This is a genomic window from Sphingobacterium corticibacterium (assembly GCF_004208525.1).
GTDB classification, from domain to species: domain Bacteria; phylum Bacteroidota; class Bacteroidia; order Sphingobacteriales; family Sphingobacteriaceae; genus Sphingobacterium; species Sphingobacterium corticibacterium.
In genome coordinates this window covers 1,030,652-1,051,036 of record NZ_SGIT01000001.1, presented here as the reverse complement: position 1 = coordinate 1,051,036, position 20,385 = coordinate 1,030,652, and the positions used below count along the sequence as shown (strand labels likewise).

General features: G+C 42.1%; 16 protein-coding genes. All 16 read left to right on the top strand.

Features of this window, described 5'->3' with window-relative positions:
- Window positions 1–123 precede the first annotated feature (123 nt).
- On the top strand, window positions 124–1,386 hold the full coding sequence (gene fucP, locus EWE74_RS04405; RefSeq protein WP_130140293.1) for an L-fucose:H+ symporter permease: 1,263 nt from the start codon (window positions 124–126) through the stop codon (window positions 1,384–1,386).
- A gap of 9 nt (window positions 1,387–1,395) precedes the next feature.
- Window positions 1,396–1,725, top strand: a complete 330-nt coding sequence (locus EWE74_RS04400; protein WP_130140292.1) for an L-rhamnose mutarotase — start codon at window positions 1,396–1,398, stop codon at window positions 1,723–1,725.
- 2 nt (window positions 1,726–1,727) lie between these two features.
- Window positions 1,728–3,392, top strand: coding sequence for a UxaA family hydrolase (locus tag EWE74_RS04395; RefSeq protein ID WP_130140291.1), 1,665 nt, complete (start codon window positions 1,728–1,730; stop codon window positions 3,390–3,392).
- 30 nt (window positions 3,393–3,422) lie between these two features.
- Entirely contained in the window at window positions 3,423–4,187 is a 765-nt protein-coding gene (locus tag EWE74_RS04390) for an SDR family NAD(P)-dependent oxidoreductase (RefSeq protein WP_130140290.1), read from the top strand.
- A 61-nt stretch (window positions 4,188–4,248) separates the two neighbouring features.
- Window positions 4,249–5,103 carry a fumarylacetoacetate hydrolase family protein gene (locus EWE74_RS04385; protein ID WP_130140289.1) on the top strand — a complete coding sequence of 285 codons (855 nt, stop codon included), beginning with the start codon at window positions 4,249–4,251 and terminating at the stop codon, window positions 5,101–5,103.
- Window positions 5,093–5,926: an amidohydrolase family protein gene (locus EWE74_RS04380; protein ID WP_130140288.1), complete on the top strand. Its 834-nt coding sequence runs from the start codon at window positions 5,093–5,095 to the stop codon at window positions 5,924–5,926. Before EWE74_RS04385 ends, EWE74_RS04380 begins: the two co-directional genes overlap by 11 nt.
- 94 nt (window positions 5,927–6,020) lie before the next feature.
- Window positions 6,021–6,809, top strand: coding sequence for an L-fucose dehydrogenase (locus tag EWE74_RS04375; protein ID WP_130140287.1), 789 nt, complete (start codon window positions 6,021–6,023; stop codon window positions 6,807–6,809).
- A 298-nt stretch (window positions 6,810–7,107) separates the two neighbouring features.
- A complete protein-coding gene (locus EWE74_RS04370; protein ID WP_130140286.1) occupies window positions 7,108–8,268 on the top strand; it encodes a glycoside hydrolase family 172 protein in 1,161 nt (386 codons plus the stop codon).
- A gap of 20 nt (window positions 8,269–8,288) precedes the next feature.
- Window positions 8,289–9,524, top strand: coding sequence for a DUF6786 family protein (locus EWE74_RS04365; RefSeq protein WP_165384636.1), 1,236 nt, complete (start codon window positions 8,289–8,291; stop codon window positions 9,522–9,524).
- Window positions 9,525–9,529: 5 nt separating this feature from the next.
- Window positions 9,530–11,293 (top strand): L-fucose isomerase, encoded by a 1,764-nt coding sequence (locus EWE74_RS04360; protein ID WP_130140285.1) that lies wholly within the window; start codon window positions 9,530–9,532, stop codon window positions 11,291–11,293.
- Window positions 11,294–11,329: 36 nt separating this feature from the next.
- Window positions 11,330–12,676 carry an L-fucose:H+ symporter permease gene (gene fucP, locus EWE74_RS04355; RefSeq protein WP_130140284.1) on the top strand — a complete coding sequence of 449 codons (1,347 nt, stop codon included), beginning with the start codon at window positions 11,330–11,332 and terminating at the stop codon, window positions 12,674–12,676.
- Window positions 12,677–12,694: 18 nt separating this feature from the next.
- Entirely contained in the window at window positions 12,695–14,353 is a 1,659-nt protein-coding gene (locus tag EWE74_RS04350; protein ID WP_130140283.1) for a ribulokinase, read from the top strand.
- A gap of 24 nt (window positions 14,354–14,377) precedes the next feature.
- Window positions 14,378–14,920 carry an RNA polymerase sigma factor gene (locus EWE74_RS04345; RefSeq protein WP_130140282.1) on the top strand — a complete coding sequence of 181 codons (543 nt, stop codon included), beginning with the start codon at window positions 14,378–14,380 and terminating at the stop codon, window positions 14,918–14,920.
- A 39-nt stretch (window positions 14,921–14,959) separates the two neighbouring features.
- Window positions 14,960–15,985, top strand: coding sequence for a LacI family DNA-binding transcriptional regulator (locus EWE74_RS04340; protein ID WP_130140281.1), 1,026 nt, complete (start codon window positions 14,960–14,962; stop codon window positions 15,983–15,985).
- 1 nt (window position 15,986) lies between these two features.
- The gene (locus tag EWE74_RS04335; protein WP_130140280.1) at window positions 15,987–17,039 is read left to right on the top strand and encodes a hypothetical protein; all 1,053 of its coding nucleotides are present in this window, start codon (window positions 15,987–15,989) and stop codon (window positions 17,037–17,039) included.
- Between the two features lie 196 nt (window positions 17,040–17,235).
- Window positions 17,236–20,382 carry a SusC/RagA family TonB-linked outer membrane protein gene (locus EWE74_RS04330; RefSeq protein ID WP_130140279.1) on the top strand — a complete coding sequence of 1,049 codons (3,147 nt, stop codon included), beginning with the start codon at window positions 17,236–17,238 and terminating at the stop codon, window positions 20,380–20,382.
- Window positions 20,383–20,385 lie beyond the last annotated feature (3 nt).

Sequence of the window (20,385 nt, the reverse complement as noted above, 5' to 3'; positions counted from 1 at the left end):
TTATTTATTCGTATATAATGCATAAATATATGTAACTTATGTTAAGATCGCTTAGTAATTCGGTAAAATAGTTCAATAATCTTGTGTTAATATGTACTAGTTTTACTTTCCAATATAATTCCTATGGTGTTAGAAAAAAAATATACGTTTGCCATTGCTCTGATAACCTCTTTATTTTTCTTTTGGGGGTTTATCCACAATCTTGATCCTATTCTGATTCCGCATTTACGAAATGCATTCAGTTTAACACATTTTCAAGCATCTTTGGTGGACTCCGCTGTTTTTATTGCTTACTTTTTGTTAGCTATTCCTGCAGGTTACATTATGAAACGATTTGGCTATAAAACAGGTATCACGGTTGGTTTACTTGTTTTTGCATTAGGATGTTTCCTTTTTGTGCCCGCAGCCAACATGATTAATTATTATTATTTTCTAGGCGCTTTATTTGTGGTGTCTTGTGGGCTTGCTATTTTAGAAACAGCGGCGAACCCCTATATCACGGTACTAGGCGATCCTGCGAAGGCTACTCAACGACTGAATTTTGCACAATCTTTTAATGGGTTAGCTGCATTCATAGCGCCTATTGTAGGTGGGAGATTTATCTTAACGGAAGAACCGAAATCAGCCGAGGAGATTGCCGCGTTGAGTGAACAGGCGAGAAATGCTTATATCCAAGCAGAAACAGCTTCGGTAAAGGGACCTTATTTGGTATTGGGCTTGATTCTGCTGTTGGTAACCGTTTTCTTTATTTTTACAAAACTACCCGAAATCAAAGAAGAGGAGGAAGGTGGTAGTTCGAGGGGTGTGTTTGGATCCTTACGCCATAAAAATGTTTCTTGGGCGGTAGTAGCGCAATTTTTCTACATCGGAGCGCAAGTATGTATATTAAGTTTTTTAGTAATGTACGCTACAGAAGTTTCGGGTGTTGCGCCTACACAAGCTAGTTACTATGCAGGTGTTGCTGGGCTTGCTTTTATGCTTGGTAGATTTATCGGAACATTCTTTATGCGATATATAGCTCCGCTTAAGTTACTGTTGATATACGCGCTGATTTCTATTTGTTTAACATTGTATGTAATATACGGTGAAGGGTTAGGTACATTATACGCGATGATTGGGATAGCCTTTTTTATGTCTATTATGTTCCCTACGATATTTGCAGTGGGTGTAGAAGGCATAGGGGCGGATACAAAATCAGCTTCTAGCCTGATTATCATGTCGATTGTTGGTGGAGCTGCATTACCACCAGTATTGGGATTAGTATCCGACTGGACAGGGAGTTTCCAACTAGCGTACTATGTTGTTTTCATTTGCTTCGTGGTGGTTGCTTTATTTGCCTGGAATAATAGAAATGTTTCAAACCTAGACCTCGGATCACAGAAATAGTAAAAAGATATGGAGCGATATGCATTTGCGCTAGACCTTGTCGACGATCCGAAATTAATAGCGGAATATGAAGTTTACCACCAAGCCGTATGGTCGGAAATACGTGCATCAATAAAGGATGCAGGGGTAACAGATATGATGATATATCGCTTTGGAAATAGGTTGTTTATGGTCATGGATGTCGATGATACATTTAGTTTTGAAAAGAAAAATGAAATGGATTTGTTAAACCCTAAGGTGCAGGAATGGGAAGCATTGATGTGGAAATATCAGCGTGCTATACCGGGGGCAAAATTGGGAGAAAAATGGGTATTGATGAATAAAATTTTTGAATTATAAGAATGGATAGGGAGAGATTGTCATATTTACAAATACATCCGAAAGATAATGTATTGGTGGCATTACGGGATCTACCACAAGGATTTGTGGTAGAGTTTGGCGGACATACATTTGCGTTACGAGAGGCTGTCCGTGCAAAACATAAATTCACAGTTTATCCATTGGATAAAGATGCTGATGTGATGATGTATGGCGTTTTAGTGGGTAAAATGAATTATGCTGTGGATGAAGGGATACTTATCAGTACCGATAATTTACGCCATGCTTCGGATGATTTTAAATTGGGGCAGCGAGAATTAGTGTGGGAGAAACCGGATGTATCTGCCTTTAAAGGACGTACTTTTAATGGTTTTCACCGTAGTAATGGTACGGTAGGAACCGCCAATCACTGGTTGGTTATTCCATTAGTTTTTTGTGAGAACAGGAATGTGCTGACATTAAAATCTGCGTTGGAAGAGAAATTGGGCTATCAGGTAGCCTCAAAAGACTATGCTGACGAAGTGGATGAATTAATCGCTCGTTATCAGGCAGGTGCTTCTGTGGATGAATTGTTGGCTGTAGACCTTTCACCAGCGACAGTTGGTAAGGAGAAAATACGCCTGTTTCCAAATGTAGATGGTGTGAAATTTTTGAATCACGAGATGGGGTGTGGTGGTACGAGGATGGACTCGGATGCACTATGCGGATTGCTGGCGGGTTATATTACACACCCGAATGTAGCTGGTGCTACTGTTTTGAGCCTTGGTTGTCAGCACGCGCAAGCTTCGATATTGCGGGACGAAATTAAAAAGCGGGATGTGGCATTCGATAAACCTTTGTATATTTTTGAGCAACAACTCGAGGGTCCTGAGCAACAATTGATGCAAAAAGCTATTAAAGCAACTTTTGCTGGACTTACCCAAGCGAATAAACAAACGCGCCAGCCGGCAACTTTAGATAAATTATGTATAGGCTTGGAGTGCGGAGGTTCAGATGGATTTTCGGGTATTTCGGCTAATCCTGCCTTAGGATACGTATCGGATATGTTGGTAACTATGGGTGGATCAGTTATTTTAGCAGAATTTCCAGAACTTTGTGGAGTGGAGCAGGAATTAAGTGATAGGTGTGTAGATGAGGCTACAGCTGAAAAATTTATGCACTTAATGAAGACCTACAATGCAAAAGCGGAAGCAGATGGCTCGGGTTTCTATATGAATCCATCTCCGGGAAACATTCGTGATGGATTGATCACGGACGCTATAAAATCGGCAGGTGCTGCAAAGAAAGGAGGGAATTCTCCGGTGACGGCGGTAGTGGATTACCCCGGAGTAGCAAACGCGTCGGGATTGAACCTTTTGTGTACACCGGGTAATGATGTGGAAAGCACAACAGCAGAGGTGGCGGCCGGAGCGAATATCGTACTTTTTACAACTGGATTGGGAACTCCGACCGGAAACCCTATTGCACCTGTTATTAAACTGTCTACGAATACGAAAACATTTGAAAAGATGCCCGATATTATCGATATCAACTGTGGGACAATTATAGACGGAGAGGAAACGATAACGGAAGCAGCCCATCGAATATTGGAATATGTAATTAAGGTAGCGAGTGGCGAAGAACAACCTCAAGCGGTACGGCTTGGACAGGATGATTTTATTCCTTGGCGAAGAGGTGTATCGTTGTAAAAATTAGTCTTAAAATTAATACTTAATAATATGTCAAAGCTAAATAATAAGGTAGCGATTATTACGGGAGGTGGCAGTGGTATAGGAAAAGCTATATCGGAACTTTTTGCACAAGAAGGCGCATACGTACACATTGTAGATTTAAATGCTGAGATGGCACAACCCGTTGTTGATAGCATTATAGCCGGTGGCGGACAAGCGAAGTTACATGCCTGTAATGTTGCGGAACAGATGGAAGTGAAGCGTGTGGTAGAAAGCATTGGACGGGTAGATATTTTGGTCAATAACGCGGGTATTGCACACGTCGGTAATTTGGAGAAATGTTCAATAGATGATTTTGATCGGGTGTTTAATGTGAATGTAAAGGGAGCATACAATGCACTTTACGCCGTAGTGCCGGTCATGAAAGCGAATGGAGGCGGAGCAATCTTGAATTTAGCATCTATTGCAGCGGTGGTAGGTATCAGTGATCGGTTTGCTTATTCCATGAGCAAAGGTGCGATCTATGCTATGAGTATGTCAGTAGCTCGGGATTACATGGCTGACAATATCCGTTCTAATTCTATTTCTCCGGCGAGGGTACACACGCCTTTTGTCGATGGTTTTATTGCAAAAAACTATCCTGGGCAGGAAGCAGAAATGTTTGAGAAGCTTTCCAAATCCCAACCTATAGGCAGAATGGCAAAACCGGAAGAAATTGCTAAATTAGCCTTGTTTCTATGCTCCGATGATGCGGGGTTTATGACGGGAAATGATTACCCGATCGACGGAGGATTTATTAAACTGAATAATTAAGAAACCACAGACAAATGCAAATTTGTCTATATACGATATTTAAATATACAATATTATAAAAATGAAGTTAATACGATTCGGAGAATTTGGAAAAGAAAAAATCGGTGTGCAAATCGATGGTGTAAATTACGATGTTTCAGCCTTTGGTGGTGATTATAATGAGCAGTTTTTCGCTGAAAATGGTTTAGCGAGACTAGCGGAATTTGTAAAAGCAAATGCAGGTAATTTGTTGGAAGTTCCAGCGGGTACACGCTTGGGAGCTCCATTTGCCCGTCCTTCCAAAATTGTTTGTATAGGGTTAAATTATAAAGATCATGCGGAAGAAACGGGAGCAGCTATACCTAGCGAACCGATTATTTTCATGAAATCTACGACCTCGTTAATAGGGCCAAACGATCAGATTGTTATCCCTAGAAATTCGACGAAAACAGATTGGGAAGTGGAATTTGGTATTGTGATAGGAAAGAAGGCTTCTTACGTAGAAGAAGCAGATGCTTTAAACTACGTGGCGGGATACGTGCTTCATAACGATGTTTCGGAGCGGGCGTATCAATTGGAACGTGGAGGTACCTGGGATAAGGGAAAAGGTTGTGATACGTTTGCGCCGATGGGGCCTTATATGACTACTGTCGACGAGATTCCAGATATCAACAATGTGCGTCTCTGGTTGAAAGTTAACGGTAACACCTACCAAAACGGTAATACATCTAATTTAATTTTTTCCGTGCAACATGTTGTATCTTATGTATCTCAATTTATGACGTTGTTACCTGGAGACGTTATATCAACGGGTACGCCAGCAGGTGTGGGACTCGGATTTAATCCGCCAATTTATCTTAAAGCGGGAGATGTGGTCGAATTAGGTGCAGATTATCTAGGCGAATCACGTCAAGAAGTTATTGCATATGCGGATTGATTCACATCAGCATTTTTGGGTCTTCAATGCCGAACGCGATGCATGGATAACCGATGATATGGCGGCTATCCGTCGAAACTTTTTACCGACAGATTTGGCCGCCGTACTTAAGTCAAATGGAATAGACGGTACGATCGCTGTACAGGCGTCACAGTCGCACGAGGAAACACAATTTTTAGTGGATTTGTCAACCATGTATGCGATGATCAAAGGTGTCGTTGGATGGGTAGATCTACAGTCGGACGAGGTAGAGAAATATGTAGCGCATTTTAGTCAGTATCCTATTATCAAAGGGTTTAGGCACGTGGTCGAAGCCGAAGAAGATCCTGATTTCCTGATTCGCCCGGCATTTCTGCGCGGAATTAAAGCATTGACTGCGCGTCAGTATACCTATGATTTATTAATTCGTCCAAGACATTACGACAGCACCTTAGTCTGTGTAAAGCAAAATCCGGAACAGCGTTTTGTATTAGACCATATGGCAAAACCAACCATACGGACGCGCGAATTTGACGAATGGGCAACATTTATCGAAAAATTGGCGACATTTCCGAATGTTTACTGTAAAGTGTCGGGCTTGGTGACGGAAGCAGATTGGAAGAATTGGACGGTGGATGATTTTAAACCTTATATACAGCATGTCATCGCTTGTTTCGGAAAGCAGCGTATTATGTTTGGAACGGACTGGCCAGTTTGTCTCGTTGCGGCCACTTATGAGGATGTCATGAAGATAGCAGGTACAGCATTGACAGGTTTTTCCGATGAAGACTTAACAGCTTTTTGGGGTAGAAATGCTGCCCGGTTCTACGGTGTAGAGTACTGATTAATGGATAATTAGTAACGAGTAGGCAATGGTTGATGAATGGTTGAATTTATAAGGCATTACTTTGTCACTCGTTACTTGTCACTAAAAAAAAATGGATTTAAATTTAAAAGATAAGGTAGTCATCGTAACAGGCGGGGCGAAAGGTATTGGCAGGGCTGTTGTTTTAGCGCTGGCGAAAGAGGGAGCGGTGCCGGTAATTGTCGGCAGGAAACAAGCCGACAATAATCGGGTTAAGGCCGAGGTAGAAGCTATAGGCGGCGAAGCCCTTACGGTTGAAGCCGAACTTTCCAGACCAGAAGAGTGTAAGAAAGCGGTAGAAGAGACACTAAATGCTTTAGGGCGTATTGATGGTTTAGTCAATAATGCCGGTCATAATGATGGGGTAGGCTTAGCTTCGGGTAATTATGAAGCATTTGTTTCATCTCTTCACAAGAACTTGGTTCATTACTATCTTATGGCTCATCATGCATTAGATGCTTTAAAGGCTTCCAAAGGAAGTATTGTAAATATCAGTTCGAAATCAGCGGAAACCGGGCAAGGGAACACCTCGGCCTACGCCGCTTCCAATGGTGGCCGGAATGCGCTGACCCGAGAGTGGGCGGTAGAATTGTTGCCGTACAGTATTCGAGTGAATGCTGTTGTAGTTGCTGAATGTGCAACACCGCAATATGATGCTTGGATTCAAACATTGGATAGCCCGGAAGAGACGGTAAAGAAAATAACGGATCGCATACCCTTGGAACACCGGATGACGACATCCGAAGAGATAGCTAATACTACCGTATTTTTGCTGTCTGATAAATCAAGCCACACGACAGGGCAGCTCATCCATGTAGACGGAGGATATGTCCACTTGGATCGAGCGCTGATTCAAGAGTAATATTGAGAACATAATGTATTTTAAACAAAGGCTTCGATAATTATTGAGGCCTTTATTGATTGCTATTTCGATCGAATAATCCAAGAATGGGAAAAAAAAATATTTTTTTTGGATGTTTAAACGATTAAGCTTATGTTTGTCTAACAATTAATTATAAATTTTTAAAAATCAAGTTAGCGACACACTTTTTTTTACCTTTTTTGTTTAAACGATTAAGCTGACGAGCACAAGTAAAAAGAAGTGGGAAGCAAACGCATTTAACAAATAAACCTTAATACATAATTTCAAAAAATCTATTATGAGAAGATTCATGTTTCTATGGTGTCTAGTCCTGTTCAGCTATACATCTTTTGCTCAAAATTTTAATGGTGCAGATGTTGGATTAGGCAATCTATCCAAGCTGTCAAATGCAAAAACCAGGTCAATTAGCCCTGAAAACTTTACTGGAGCCAAAGGCAAAGGCGGTATGGCCGATCCAAAAGGCGGAGAGGTGGAACGAAATGTATCAAATGCCTCTCGTGCAGCACGTGAATTAGGTGTAGGATGGAAAGTAAATCCTTATGTTCACATCGACGCCGGCGAAACATTTACGTTGGCAGAGATCGATGCATCCGGTGTTATCCAGCATATATGGATGACACCTACGGGAAATTGGAGCCATTCTATTTTGCGGTTCTACTGGGATGATGAAGCAGAACCTTCTGTGGAAGTACCTGTGGGAGCCTTTTTCGGTATGGCGTGGAACCATTTTGCACCGCTGAATTCATTAGCGATGACGGTAAACCCTGGCAGTGCCTTTAACTCCTATTGGCAGATGCCTTTCCGCAAAAAGTGTAAGATAACGATGGAAAACATCAGTGCGCACGCTATGGTTCTTTATTATCAAGTTAATTATATCGAAACAGAAGTTGGGGATGATGAAGCGTATTTCCATGCGGAGTACAGACGGTCCAAACCTACAGAAGGGGCATTGCATACCATCATTGACGGCGTAAAAGGCAAAGGCCATTATGTCGGAACTTATATGGCCGTGGGCGTAAATAATAATGGCTGGTGGGGCGAAGGTGAGGTGAAATTTTTTCTGGATGGCGATAAGGAATTTGCAACTATTGTTACGACGGGATTAGAAGATTATTTCTGCGGATCCTACAATTTTGAAAATAAAGAAACGCGTCGGTATCAAGAATTTAATACCGCGTATGCGGGATTGCATCAGGTTATCCGACCCGATGGTTTGTATGGTTCGCAACAACGCTTTGGTATGTACAGATGGCATATTTTGGATCCAGTGCGCTTTGACGGTGATTTAAAAGTGACTGTTCAAGATCTAGGTTGGAGATCGGAGGATCGTTACCTTCCGCAACAATCAGATATCATTACGGTCGCTTATTGGTATCAGGCGGAACCACATGCGAAATTCAAACCGTTGCCCGGAAAGAATGGCGTGGAGGTTAATTAATGCTTAAAATAGATCAGATTATGGTGACAAAATTGTTAAAACCTATGGTGCTGCTATCGATTTTTTTTACGGCATGTCAAGGAAATGAACCCTCAGATCAGCAAAAGAAAGTCCCGTCAACTTTTGCTGATGATTTATCCTTTCTGCAAAAATGGGATGATCAACTGGTTGTTCTTTCCAATTCGGGAGGTAATGCTCAACTCATTGTTTCACCAAAATACCAAGGTAAAGTGTTTACTTCTACTGCTGATGGCCGAAATGGAAAGAGCTTCGGTTGGATAAATTATAGTGCCTTTGATAAAGATATCGATCCGCACATGAATGCTTATGGTGGAGAAGATCGTTTATGGCTGGGGCCGGAGGGGGGCGCTTTTTCCCTCTTTTTTAAAACCGGACAGGAAATGATATTCGATCATTGGCATACCCCGGCTGCTATTGACACAGAAAGTTGGGATTTGGTTTCTGCATCAGACAGCAATGTCCAGCTATCTAAAGATATGGAGTTGAAAAATTATGCCGGAACATCACTTAAACTGAATATCAGTCGCCAAGTGGAAATATTGGAGCATAAAGCGATTGAAGATATGCTTTCGATCACATTGAGCGATAAAGTGAAATCTCTGGGGTTTCAAACCATCAATACGTTACAAAATACCGGAGATTTTGCCTGGGACAAACAAACGGGAGCTCCTTGTATGTGGAGTTTGAATATGTTTACCCCAACACCGGAAACGGTTATTTTAATTCCTTATAAAGAAAAAGGTGAGGGTAAAGTGGCGACAACGGATTATTTCGGAGAAATTGATGCCGATCGCATTGCGATGGAAGATGGAATGCTGTATTTCAAAGCTGATGGCTTATCCAGAGGCAAGTTGGGTATACCGCCACAACGGGTAAAACCGGTAGCAGGAAGTTATGCCAGCGATGAGGGCGTATTGACGATCACGCTTTTTGATGTAGATAGTGCGGCTACTTATTTAAATCAAGAATGGACCACAGAAAAAGACCCTTTTCAGGGGGATGCCATGAATGCCTACAATGATGGACCTTTAGCTGATGGATCACAGATGGGGCCATTTTATGAAATAGAAAGCGTTTCCCCGGCAGCATTTATACAGCCTAACGCGCATATTGTGCACCGGCATAGTGTCTTTCATTTCATTGGCGACAAAGAAGATTTGAATATTATTGCACAACGGGTATTGGGAATATCCTTAGATGGAATTGCATCGACTTTTGATAAAACTGAAAAATAACAACCATGAATATATACCCTAAAATAGGCATTCGCCCCATTATCGACGGTCGATTGGGAGGGATACGTGAATCGCTGGAAACGACAACCATGGACATGGCAAAAGCTGTTGAAGCTTTATTTAAAGAAGAACTAAGATATCCCGACGGCACGCCCGTATCCTGCGTGATTGCAGATACCTGCATAGGTGGCGTAAAAGAAGCGGCCGATTGTGCGGACAAATTTGCTCGGGAACAAGTAGGCGTATCGCTATCTGTCACCCCTTGTTGGTGCTATGGCTCAGAAACGATGGATATGAATCCGTTGATTCCAAAAGCGATTTGGGGTTTCAACGGCACCGAACGTCCGGGAGCGGTTTATCTGGCAGCAACCTTGGCTGCTCATACCCAAAAAGGACTCCCGGCTTTTGGTATCTATGGTATGGATGTGCAGGACATGGGAGATCAGTATATACCGGAAGATGTGCGGAAAAAGCTTTTGACGTTTGCAAAAGCCGGACTTGCGGTTGCTATAATGAAAGGAAAATCCTATCTGGCTATTGGCTCAGTGAGCATGGGTATCGCGGCTTCGATCGTAAATCCCGATTTCTTTCAGGATTATTTGGGCATGCGGAACGAATATGTAGATTCTTCTGAAGTATTGCGCAGGATACAACTTGGTATCTACGATCCACAAGAATATGAAAGAGCTATCGCCTGGATCAAGCAATATTGTAGAGAAGGAGAAGATTTTAACCAGGAAAAGAACATAAAGTCCAGAGAAGAGAAAGATAAGGATTGGGAGTTTGTCGCCAAGATGACAATTATTATCCGCGACCTTATGATTGGGAACAAAAAGTTGGCGGATATGGGCTTCGGTGAAGAAGCACATGGGCATAGCGCTATATTATCGGGATTCCAGGGACAGCGACAGTGGACTGACTTTTTGCCCGACGGCGATTTTTCAGAAGCGCTGTTAAATTCATCTTTTGACTGGAATGGGATACGTGCACCTCATCTGGTCGCGACGGAAAACGATGCCCTCAATGGGGTATCCATGTTATTTAATTACTTGTTGACCAATACAGCCCAGATTTTTGCCGATGTGCGTACCTATTGGAGTCCTGATGCTGTAGAACGGGTGTCCGGATGGAAGCCAGATGGAGCCGCTACTGCCGGATTTTTGCATTTGATCAATTCGGGATCGGCTACGCTAGATGGTACGGGAAAGCAGCGACGTAATGGAAAGCCCGTTATGAAACCCCATTGGGAAATTTCGCGGGAAGAAGTTGAGGCTTGTCTCGACGCTACTACATTCTATCCATCGAACAGGGACTATATGAGAGGAGGGGGATTTTCATCAAAGTTTGTTAGCGAGGGGAATATGCCTGTTACGATGTGCCGCCTTAACCTTGTTAAAGGTTTAGGGCCGGTATTGCAGATTGCGGAAGGATGGACGGTCGAGCTACCCGACGATGTACATCAGGTACTTGATGAGCGGACGGATAAGATCTGGCCGACTACCTGGTTTGTACCAAGATTGACCAGAGAGGGAAGTTTTGAAAGTGTATATGCGGTGATGGCAAATTGGGGTTCCAATCACGGAGCGATCAGCTACGGGCATATCGGATCAGATTTGATAACACTTGCCTCCATGCTGCGTATTCCGGTCAACATGCACAATGTACCCCAAAACGATATTTTCAGACCATCCGCATGGAGCGCCTTTGGGATGGATATCGAAGGGTCGGATTACAGGGCATGCGATGTATATGGGCCATTGTATAAATAGCCTATATTTTGTTACGTAAACTTTTATTATATAGCAATGAACAATACACCTCAAATAAAAAAGAAAAGGTCACTTTTGGTTGATGAACGTGGCGTTAATTACCTTGTACCCTTCATTTTCATCTGTAGTCTGTTTCTCCTCTGGGGATTTGCACACGGTTTTCTAGATGTTTTAGATAAGCATTTTCAGGATCTTCTGCATGTTAGTAAGGCCCAATCGGGATTTGTACAGTTTTCTCTTTATATAGGTTATCTCGCTATGGGAGTGCCAGCAGGTCTGTTTATTAAGCGATACGGCTACCAAAGAGGTATTATATTAGGTTTAGCTATCTTTGCTATAGGCGCATTTATGTTCTACCCGGCAGCCTCATTTGGTAAGTTTATTCCCTTTCTGGTTGCTTTGTTTGTAATAGCTTGTGGTCTTACTTTTCTGGAAACCGCTGCAAATCCCTATTCTACGGTGTTAGGTAATAAGCAAGGCGCAGCCCGAAGAATCAATATTTCCCAGTCATTTAATGGATTGGGATGGATATTAGGGCCTCTCATCGGCGGGCTGTTCGTCTTCGGAATGGAAGCAGAGGGAGAACACGATAAATTCGATTCGTTAGTGACTCCCTATATGATGATAGGAGGTATCGTCGTCGTGGTGATGATAATTTTTATGGTAATCAAATTGCCGGAAATCAAAGAAGAAGTCGGAGCTGATGGAGAGGAAAACCCCCCGTTAAGAAAACTATTGCAATATCCGGTCTTTATCATGGCGGTCATTGCACAATTTCTCTATGTCGCGGCTCAAACCGGTACAAATTCCTTTTTTATCAATTATGTTATCGATGCGGTGCATGATCTGCGGACGCCCGTGGGTGATATTATGATGCATCTGGGCTATTTCGGCGAGTTTTTTATGCCAAAGAACAATGAGCAGGCGGCGTCTATTATTCTTGCTATTGGCGGTATGGGGGCTTTCTGGATCGGGCGTCTCACAGGAGCATACATCATGCGGTTTATCAGCCCCCGGAAATTGCTAATGTGGTATGCTTTCGCCAATACGATATTAGTCGCCATCGTGATTGCCGATATTGGATGGCTTTCCGTTTTCTGTTTGTTTACTACCTACTTTTTTATGTCTATTATGTTTCCCACCATATTCGCATTAGGCATTCAGGATATGGGTGCTTTGACAAAAAAGGCTTCTTCTTTTTTGGTGATGGCCGTAGCCGGAGGCGCATTTTGTCCACCGGTTATGGGGCTGATTTCCGACCATTCCAATATGGCGACGGGATTTATCATTCCAATTTTTTGTTATGTGTTTATCGCGTTTTATGCTTTTTGGCTGAAAGGAAAACTTACATCTGAAAAAATAATTGTACAGTCACCACATTAAAATATATACCATAAGGAGATGAGTAAGAATAGATATGTTATAGGGGTAGATTTTGGAACGGATTCCGTACGAACCATCTTAATGGACGCATGGGAGGGGGAAATGCTTTCATCAGCTGTTTGCCTTTATGAACGATGGAGCAAAGGCTTGTATTGTGACGCTGGTAAGAGCCAATTTAGACAACATCCGTTGGACTATATAGAAGGACTCACGACTTCCATAAAAAGATGCTTAAAAGAAGTAGACGTCGAAGTAAGAAAACAGGTAGGAGCCATATCCATGGCGATGACAGGATCAACACCCATAGCGGTAGATGTGCAGGGAACGCCATTGGCCCTTTTGGAAGCTTTCAGCGATAATCCAAATGCCATGTTCGTCCTTTGGAAAGATCATACTGCTATACGCGAAGCGGATGAGATCAATGCCATATCAAAACAAGAAGGCATGGATTACTTGAAGTACGTAGGCGGTATTTATTCATCGGAATGGTATTGGGCAAAATTGCTTCATATGCTTCGCGCTGATAAGAAAATAGGCGAAGTATGCTATACCTGGGTAGAACATAGCGATTGGATGCCCTTTTTATTGACCGGGGGTAACGATGCACGGAAGATCAAGCGGAATGCATGTGCGGCTGGTCATAAAGCCTTATGGTCGGCTGCTTTCGGAGGTTTACCGGCTATAGATTTCTTTACTTCCATTGACCCGGTGTTGGGTATATATGCCGAACGATACGGAAACAAGGTGTATACCACCGATAAATCCGCTGGCTATCTATGCGCCGAATGGGCAGAACGTTTGGGGCTTTCTACAAAAGTGCAAGTTGGTATCGGTGCTATTGATGCGCATGTCGGAGCTGTTGGTGGAGAAATAAAACCATATTATATCAGCAAGGTCATTGGCACATCGACCTGTGATATGATGGTTGTGCCCGGTGATCAGATGGAAGGTCTATTTGTGAAAGGAATCTGTGGTCAGGTCAATGACTCCATTATTCCCGGCATGGTAGGGCTTGAGGCCGGTCAATCGGCTTTTGGCGATGTATACTCGTGGTTTAAGGATTTGTTGCTCTGGCCGCTAGCAAAAAAAAGTTTTTCGGATGCCGACACCGATCGGTTATACCGGGAATTGGAGGCAGAATTGTTAAGAGAGCTGAATGACGCGGCGTCTAAGTTGCCGCTGTATATAGACGCACCTTTTGCGCTAGACTGGTTTAATGGCAGAAGAACACCGGATGCTGATCCTACACGGAAGGGTTTGATAGGAGGGTTGTCTTTGGGCACTACCGCCCCGGATATTTTCAGAGCACTTGTGGAATCTACCTGTTTCGGTGCAAGAGCCATTGTAGAGCGTATAGAAAGCGAAGGTGTGAAAGTGGAGGGAGTCCAAGCTATTGGCGGTATTTCCAACAAATCTCCGTTTGTGATGCAATTGCTGGCAGATATCTTGAATCGCCCCATACATATTGCGGCCACGGAGCAAGTCTGTGCCTTGGGCGCATGTATGTTTGCTGCGGTGGTTTGCAACATTTATGCAACGGTGGAAGAAGCATCCGTAAATATGGGGTCGGGTGTGAAAGAAATTGTCCGTCCCCGATCCGAATACAAGGAACTATTTGACCAACGATATGCACAATATCTCCACTATGGGCAATTGCAGCAGGATAATAAAAAATAGCGACTACATTAAATGTTTTAAATTATGGAAGCAATATCAGCAAGGAAAATGCAGTACAATGAGAGGGTTGATACACTGAATCACGATACATTTAATGCTTTATATACGAGCTATCAGGGAGCTCTGTACAAGAAATTTCTATTTCTACTGGATTTTCAGGAGATTGCAGAAGATATTTTGCAGGACGTTTTCTTGAAAACCTGGCAACTACGACATATTATCAGGACGGAAGAATCTTTAAAATCTTATATGTTCCGAATAGGGCAGAACCTGATAATGGATCATTACAGAAGGCAAAAAAAAGAACAGGGCTTTGCGTTGTTATACGCAGATTTTGTAAGTTCGGTAGAACAAATCGATGAGGAATGTATATTCCGTGAAGACAAGTTTTCTAAATTAGAACAAATTATCAATAGATTACCTCCAAAAAGAAAGCAGGTTTTTGAAATGTGTAAATTGGAAAGGAAAAGTTACGAGGAGGTAAGTGAAATCTTGTGTATTTCCACATCAACGATAAGTGATCACATTGTCAAAGCAACGCAATTCATTAAAATGCATTGGAATTAGAATACAACGGAAATCACATTATACGTAAAAGTAAATGATATGAATAAAAAGGTTTCACTGAAAGATATAGCTGAAGCAGCAGGTGTTTCAACTGCGTTGGTATCTTACGTTTTGAATGGTAAGGAAGAGGAAGCTAGGGTGGGCAAAGACACTGCACTGCGTATACGCGAGATGGCAAAGAAAATGAATTATCAACCCAATCAGATCGCAAAAAGTCTGAAAAGTGGTAAATCGCAAACCATCGGATTGTTGGTCGCCGATATTTCTAACCCTTTTTTTGGGAATCTCGCCCGGGCTATTGAAGATGAAGCCAAAAAACGTGGCTATACCGTTCTTTTTGGAAGCTCTGATGAAAATTTGGAAAAATCTCAAAGATTAATCGATACGTTCATTAACAGGCAAATTGATGGTTTTATCATTGCGCCTGCAGAAGGAACCGCTTCTCAATTAGAAAATCTAAAAGCGGCTCATATTCCGTTTGTACTGATCGATCGCTATTTTAAGGATTTGGAAACAAGCTATATCGTAGTCGATAATTTTAAGGCTACCTATCAGGCAACACAGCAACTGCTGCAACAAGGGCATCATAAAATAGCCTATGTATGTTATAAAAATAAATTACAGCATACAGAAGATCGTTATCATGGATACGTCCAAGCATTGCGAGACCAAGGCATAAATGATGATGAAAACTTAGTATTTGAAGTGGAATATAACAGTCCGACGGATTTCCGAAAGCGTTTTATAGACCTCCTGCATCCCGATAGAGGTGTGGAAGCCATTTTGTTTTCAACGAATACTCTCTCTATTATGGGGTTGAAGATTATCAATGAGCTGGATTTTGCCATTCCAGAAGACATCGCGGTCTTTTGCTTTGACCAAAGTGAATCGTATGATCTGTTTTATTGTCCGATAAGTTATGTCAGACAGCCTTTGGGAGAGATTGGAAAAGAAGCTGTACGCGTATTGCTTGAACAATTACATGCAAAAAAACCAGGTGAACAGCAGGTAATGCTGGATGCAGAAATTATAGCTAGAAAATCGTGTGAAAAAATAAAAAAATAAGATGAAACAATCCTTAATCTTTTTGTTGCTTTTTATAGCAGTTTCGTTATATGGGCAAAGAACGTCACCGGGATGGAGAGGGCTAGCTTCTCCAGACACGGTTAATACTTGGATACAACCCGTTCAAGGAAAGCCGGCAATGCCTGTATGGGGCCATGCCCAAGGTATTCTTGTCGGACTGGCTCCATTGCCTGGTCCCAGAGGACTCATCCGGATATATACACCCTATCTAGACTATGAATTTGCGGAGGTTATGAATTTTATTGCTTTTGAACCGATACCAAAGGGAAGTGACGTTCGTGGATATTCAGAACTCGAAAGAAGTAGCCTTGATGAAGGACAAAACGGCAAGCGCTTTTGGAGCGCAGATGACTCGACGGCTGTTTTACCACGGAATGGAAACTATCCGGCAAGAGGAGTGGTGGAACAATTAAATGGAGAGGAGACATTGACCGTTTATATTTTCTCTGAACCATTTGATAATGGTGCCAAAGTATACGCCCGGATGCGTTTCTTTGCATCAAAACCTTATGAATTTGAAATAGCGACTTATACATCCGAAGGTTCCATTGAATTGGATTATTTTATTGCCAGTGCGACGATGGGAAATAAAGCTCGTCTGCGAACACTTTTTTTTAAAGATAAGAACATATCTTCATTGGAAATATGGCCCGATTATAAGGATATTCATTTCACTTTACGCGAATATTTTCCGCAAAAGGATATGATACGGGATAAAAACGGAAACGCCTATTTTATCGCCGCACCGGATGAGAAAGATTATAGTAAAACTATATATGCTCCGGGAACAAACAATCACTGGAAATATACCGGGAGACACGCGACGCAATACTGGATGAAAAATAATCCAGAGGAGGGATTGAACGGCGTTATTACCGGCCGGTATACCTATTGGGCCAGCGAAGCACCTATCCCGGGCGGTATCTCTATAGAAAACCTGGAAATGAATGCACCTTTTAAAAATGGTGATGCGTATATTTTTGGTATTACGCCACGGTCGCCAGAGGAATTAATAAAAGAAAACCAAAAGTAAAGGCCGTATTGGTTTTGGCGTAAAAAAAATACGTTGTCAAGTTATTATTAGAAAAAAAATAGTAATCAGAGCAGAGGATTTCGCCGCTCAAAACGTATTTATATAAAAAGCGAAGGTAAATTGCTTATCGTTTGCTTAAACGATTAAGTTGTATGCCATATTATAAACAATTATAAATGATCTTGATGTCAATGTTATGAGATATTTTATAAATCTAAAGAATCTGATATTAACTCCTATATTGTGGATTTTTATTACGCAAGTCAGTGCTATATCTTATCCAGCACTACAATCGCAAGGAATAGTAGTTCGAGGAGAAGTCCGGGAGAGCAATACGAATATACCTCTTGCCGGTGTGAGCGTGCGGATTAAAGGAGAACCTGGAACAACCGTTACCGATGCCAACGGGAAATACGAAATACGAGTTAGTGCAAAGCAGAATATGCTTGTTTTCTCGTACACCGGAAAAAAATCACAAGAGCGTTTGGTAGGCGATAATAGAACCATTGACGTTACTTTGGAAGATGATGCTACGTTAATATCTGAAGTGTATGTTGGCTACATGACACAGCGAAAAGCTGACTTGACGGGCTCTGTTGCAATCGCCGATGCAAGTGATATAGCTAGAAATCCATCCGCAAATGCTATGAAATCTCTACAAGGAAAATTATCGGGTGTACACATTACGACAAATGGTGGAAATCCGGCGGAAGATGTAACGGTGCAGATCCGGGGTCTTTCTTCGTTATCCGGTGCCGTTAAACCTTTAATTGTTTTGGATGGTATGCCGACAGAAAATTTGAATCTTCGGGATATAAACGCATCCGATATCGAGTCTATTCAGGTATTGAAAGATGCAGCTTCAGCCAGTATTTATGGAGCAAGAGCCTCAGGCGGTGTTATCTTAATCCAAACGAAGAAAGGACGGGTTGGTCAGACAAAAGTAGAATATAATGGAAGTGTTGCATTGAGCAGTATTGTGCAAAGGCCGAAATTGATGAACGCGGCGCAATATGGGATAGCCACCTTTCGTGCTTATGCATACGATGAAGCGGTGTATGGTACGCCGATGAGCTTACCCTCTACCTATGATTTCACATGGCATAGAGATGCCGATGGGCGAGCGATACTTGATGGTGTAAAACCGGCAGAATGGCTTAACGTCGACCAGACTGTCAAAGGTGCCGATACCGACTGGCTAGGCGAAATACTTCGTCCGGCGATGATGACAAATCATCAAGTAGCGATTTCAAGCGGAACGGAGCGATCAAGAAGTATGTTCTCTTTAGGGTATTTTGATAACCAAGGTACGCAGATACACACATTTTTCAAGCAATATTCCCTACGGGTAAATAACGATTTTAACCTCATCAATAATCGGTTGAAAATAGGAGAAAACTTCGCTGTTTCCTATCTGAAATATCGAAATGCAAACGAAATGCGCTGGGCATTGATTAACCCTCCTGCGGTTCCGGTGTATGATATACATGGCGGGTGGGCAGGAGCGGCTGGATTTGATGATTTCACCAATCCGGTGCGTGTATTGACGGACAATAAAGACAATGTCAGTAATTACGTCAAGATTCTCGGAAACATTTTTGTTGATCTTGATATCTGGAAAGGAATTTCGGCACGTTCGCAATTTGGGATTGATTATGGAAACGCCTATAGCCGGACATTGGAAAAAAGATGGTCGGAAGAGGGCGGACGTAATAGTGACGGAGAAAATTATGTAGGAAATGCACAGTCTCATCCGTTAAGTTACGTGTGGACGAATACATTGTCTTACAACCTTCAAAAAGAAAAGCACAGTTTGGACGCTGTATTGGGTACGGAATATACCCGATTCGTTCAAGAAGGATTCACCGCGCGGAGAGAAGGTGTTTATTTAGAAGATCGTGATTTTGCACATATAGGTGTCACCAACGGTACAAAGTATTCACTAGGAAGCTCAGCCGACGAATATGTGTACCTTTCTTATTTTGGTAAAGCAAATTATGTTTACAACGAAAAATACCTTTTTTCGGCAACGTTACGTCGAGACGGATCTTCTCTATTTGGCGAAAACAATCGATTCGCGATGTTTCCTGCATTCTCCGCTGGCTGGAGAATCAGTAGTGAACCATTTATGCAACATATTGTGTTTATATCAGATCTTAAATTACGGGGTGGATGGGGTGCTAACGGAAGTGTTCAGGGGCTTCCGAGAGGGTATACCTCGACACCTTTTACGACCGATTATCTAGGTACCTCTTATCCAATTGCGGGAAACGAAACAGGTCCACTGTATTCCGGTTATAGAAGAACGTGGTTGGGAAATCCAGATTTGAAGTGGGAAACCACGACACAAACAGATGTTGCGTTAGACTTTAGCTTATTTGAGAGTCGAGTTAATGGTTCTTTTGGCTACTATTCTAAGAAAACAAAAGATATCTTAGTGCAAACACCCTATATTGCTGCTATGGGTGAAGGGGGCGAACCCTGGATCAATGGCGCCAGTATGAACAACCACGGGATAGAAGTGGATATCAGTTATCAGAATAACCCTCAAAATGCATTCCGGTATACAATTTCCGCAAATGTAGGGACATACAAGACCAAAATCATCAGTCTTCCCGAAAATGTAATCAACAAATATCCCGGAAATGGCGTGGACGATCTGGTTTTGGGAAGAACACCGAATATTTGGTATGGGATGGTAGCCGACGGCATTTTTAAAACACAGGAAGAAGTCGACAACCATGCAGAGCAGCCTGGTAAAGCTATTGGCCGGATTCGTTATAAAGATCTGGACGGCAACGGAAAAATAGAGGAATTTTCTGATCGGACGTACATTGGCGTCAAGGACCCTAAATTCTTCGGTGGGATAACGTTCGATTTCAATTATCGGAATTTTGATTTGAATATATTCTTCCAAGGTGTTTTTGGCAATAAAGTGAATAATATCTGGAAATACGAATCTGATTTGTGGAATATCAATGTGCCTGCACATAAAAACCATGCAACCCGGATATTGGATGGTTGGTATTTTGACCGTACGGATGCTGATATTCCCGCAATTTCTAATTCTACATTGAATGCGGAACAGCGTTTTTCCAGCTATACCGTAGAGAATGGATCCTATTTAAAATTAAGGAATATAGAATTAGGATATTCCCTTCCAAAAGTTATGGCAAACAGGGCTGCCATGAACAATTTAAGATTTTACGTTTCAGGACGTAATCTCTTAACGTTCAAGAAAAACTGGGGAAAAGATAGGTATACCAGCTTTGATCCCGAGATGTCGGAATATGGATATCTCACTCCTATGTTTTTAACTTTTGGCGTTAATGTAACTTTTTAAGCC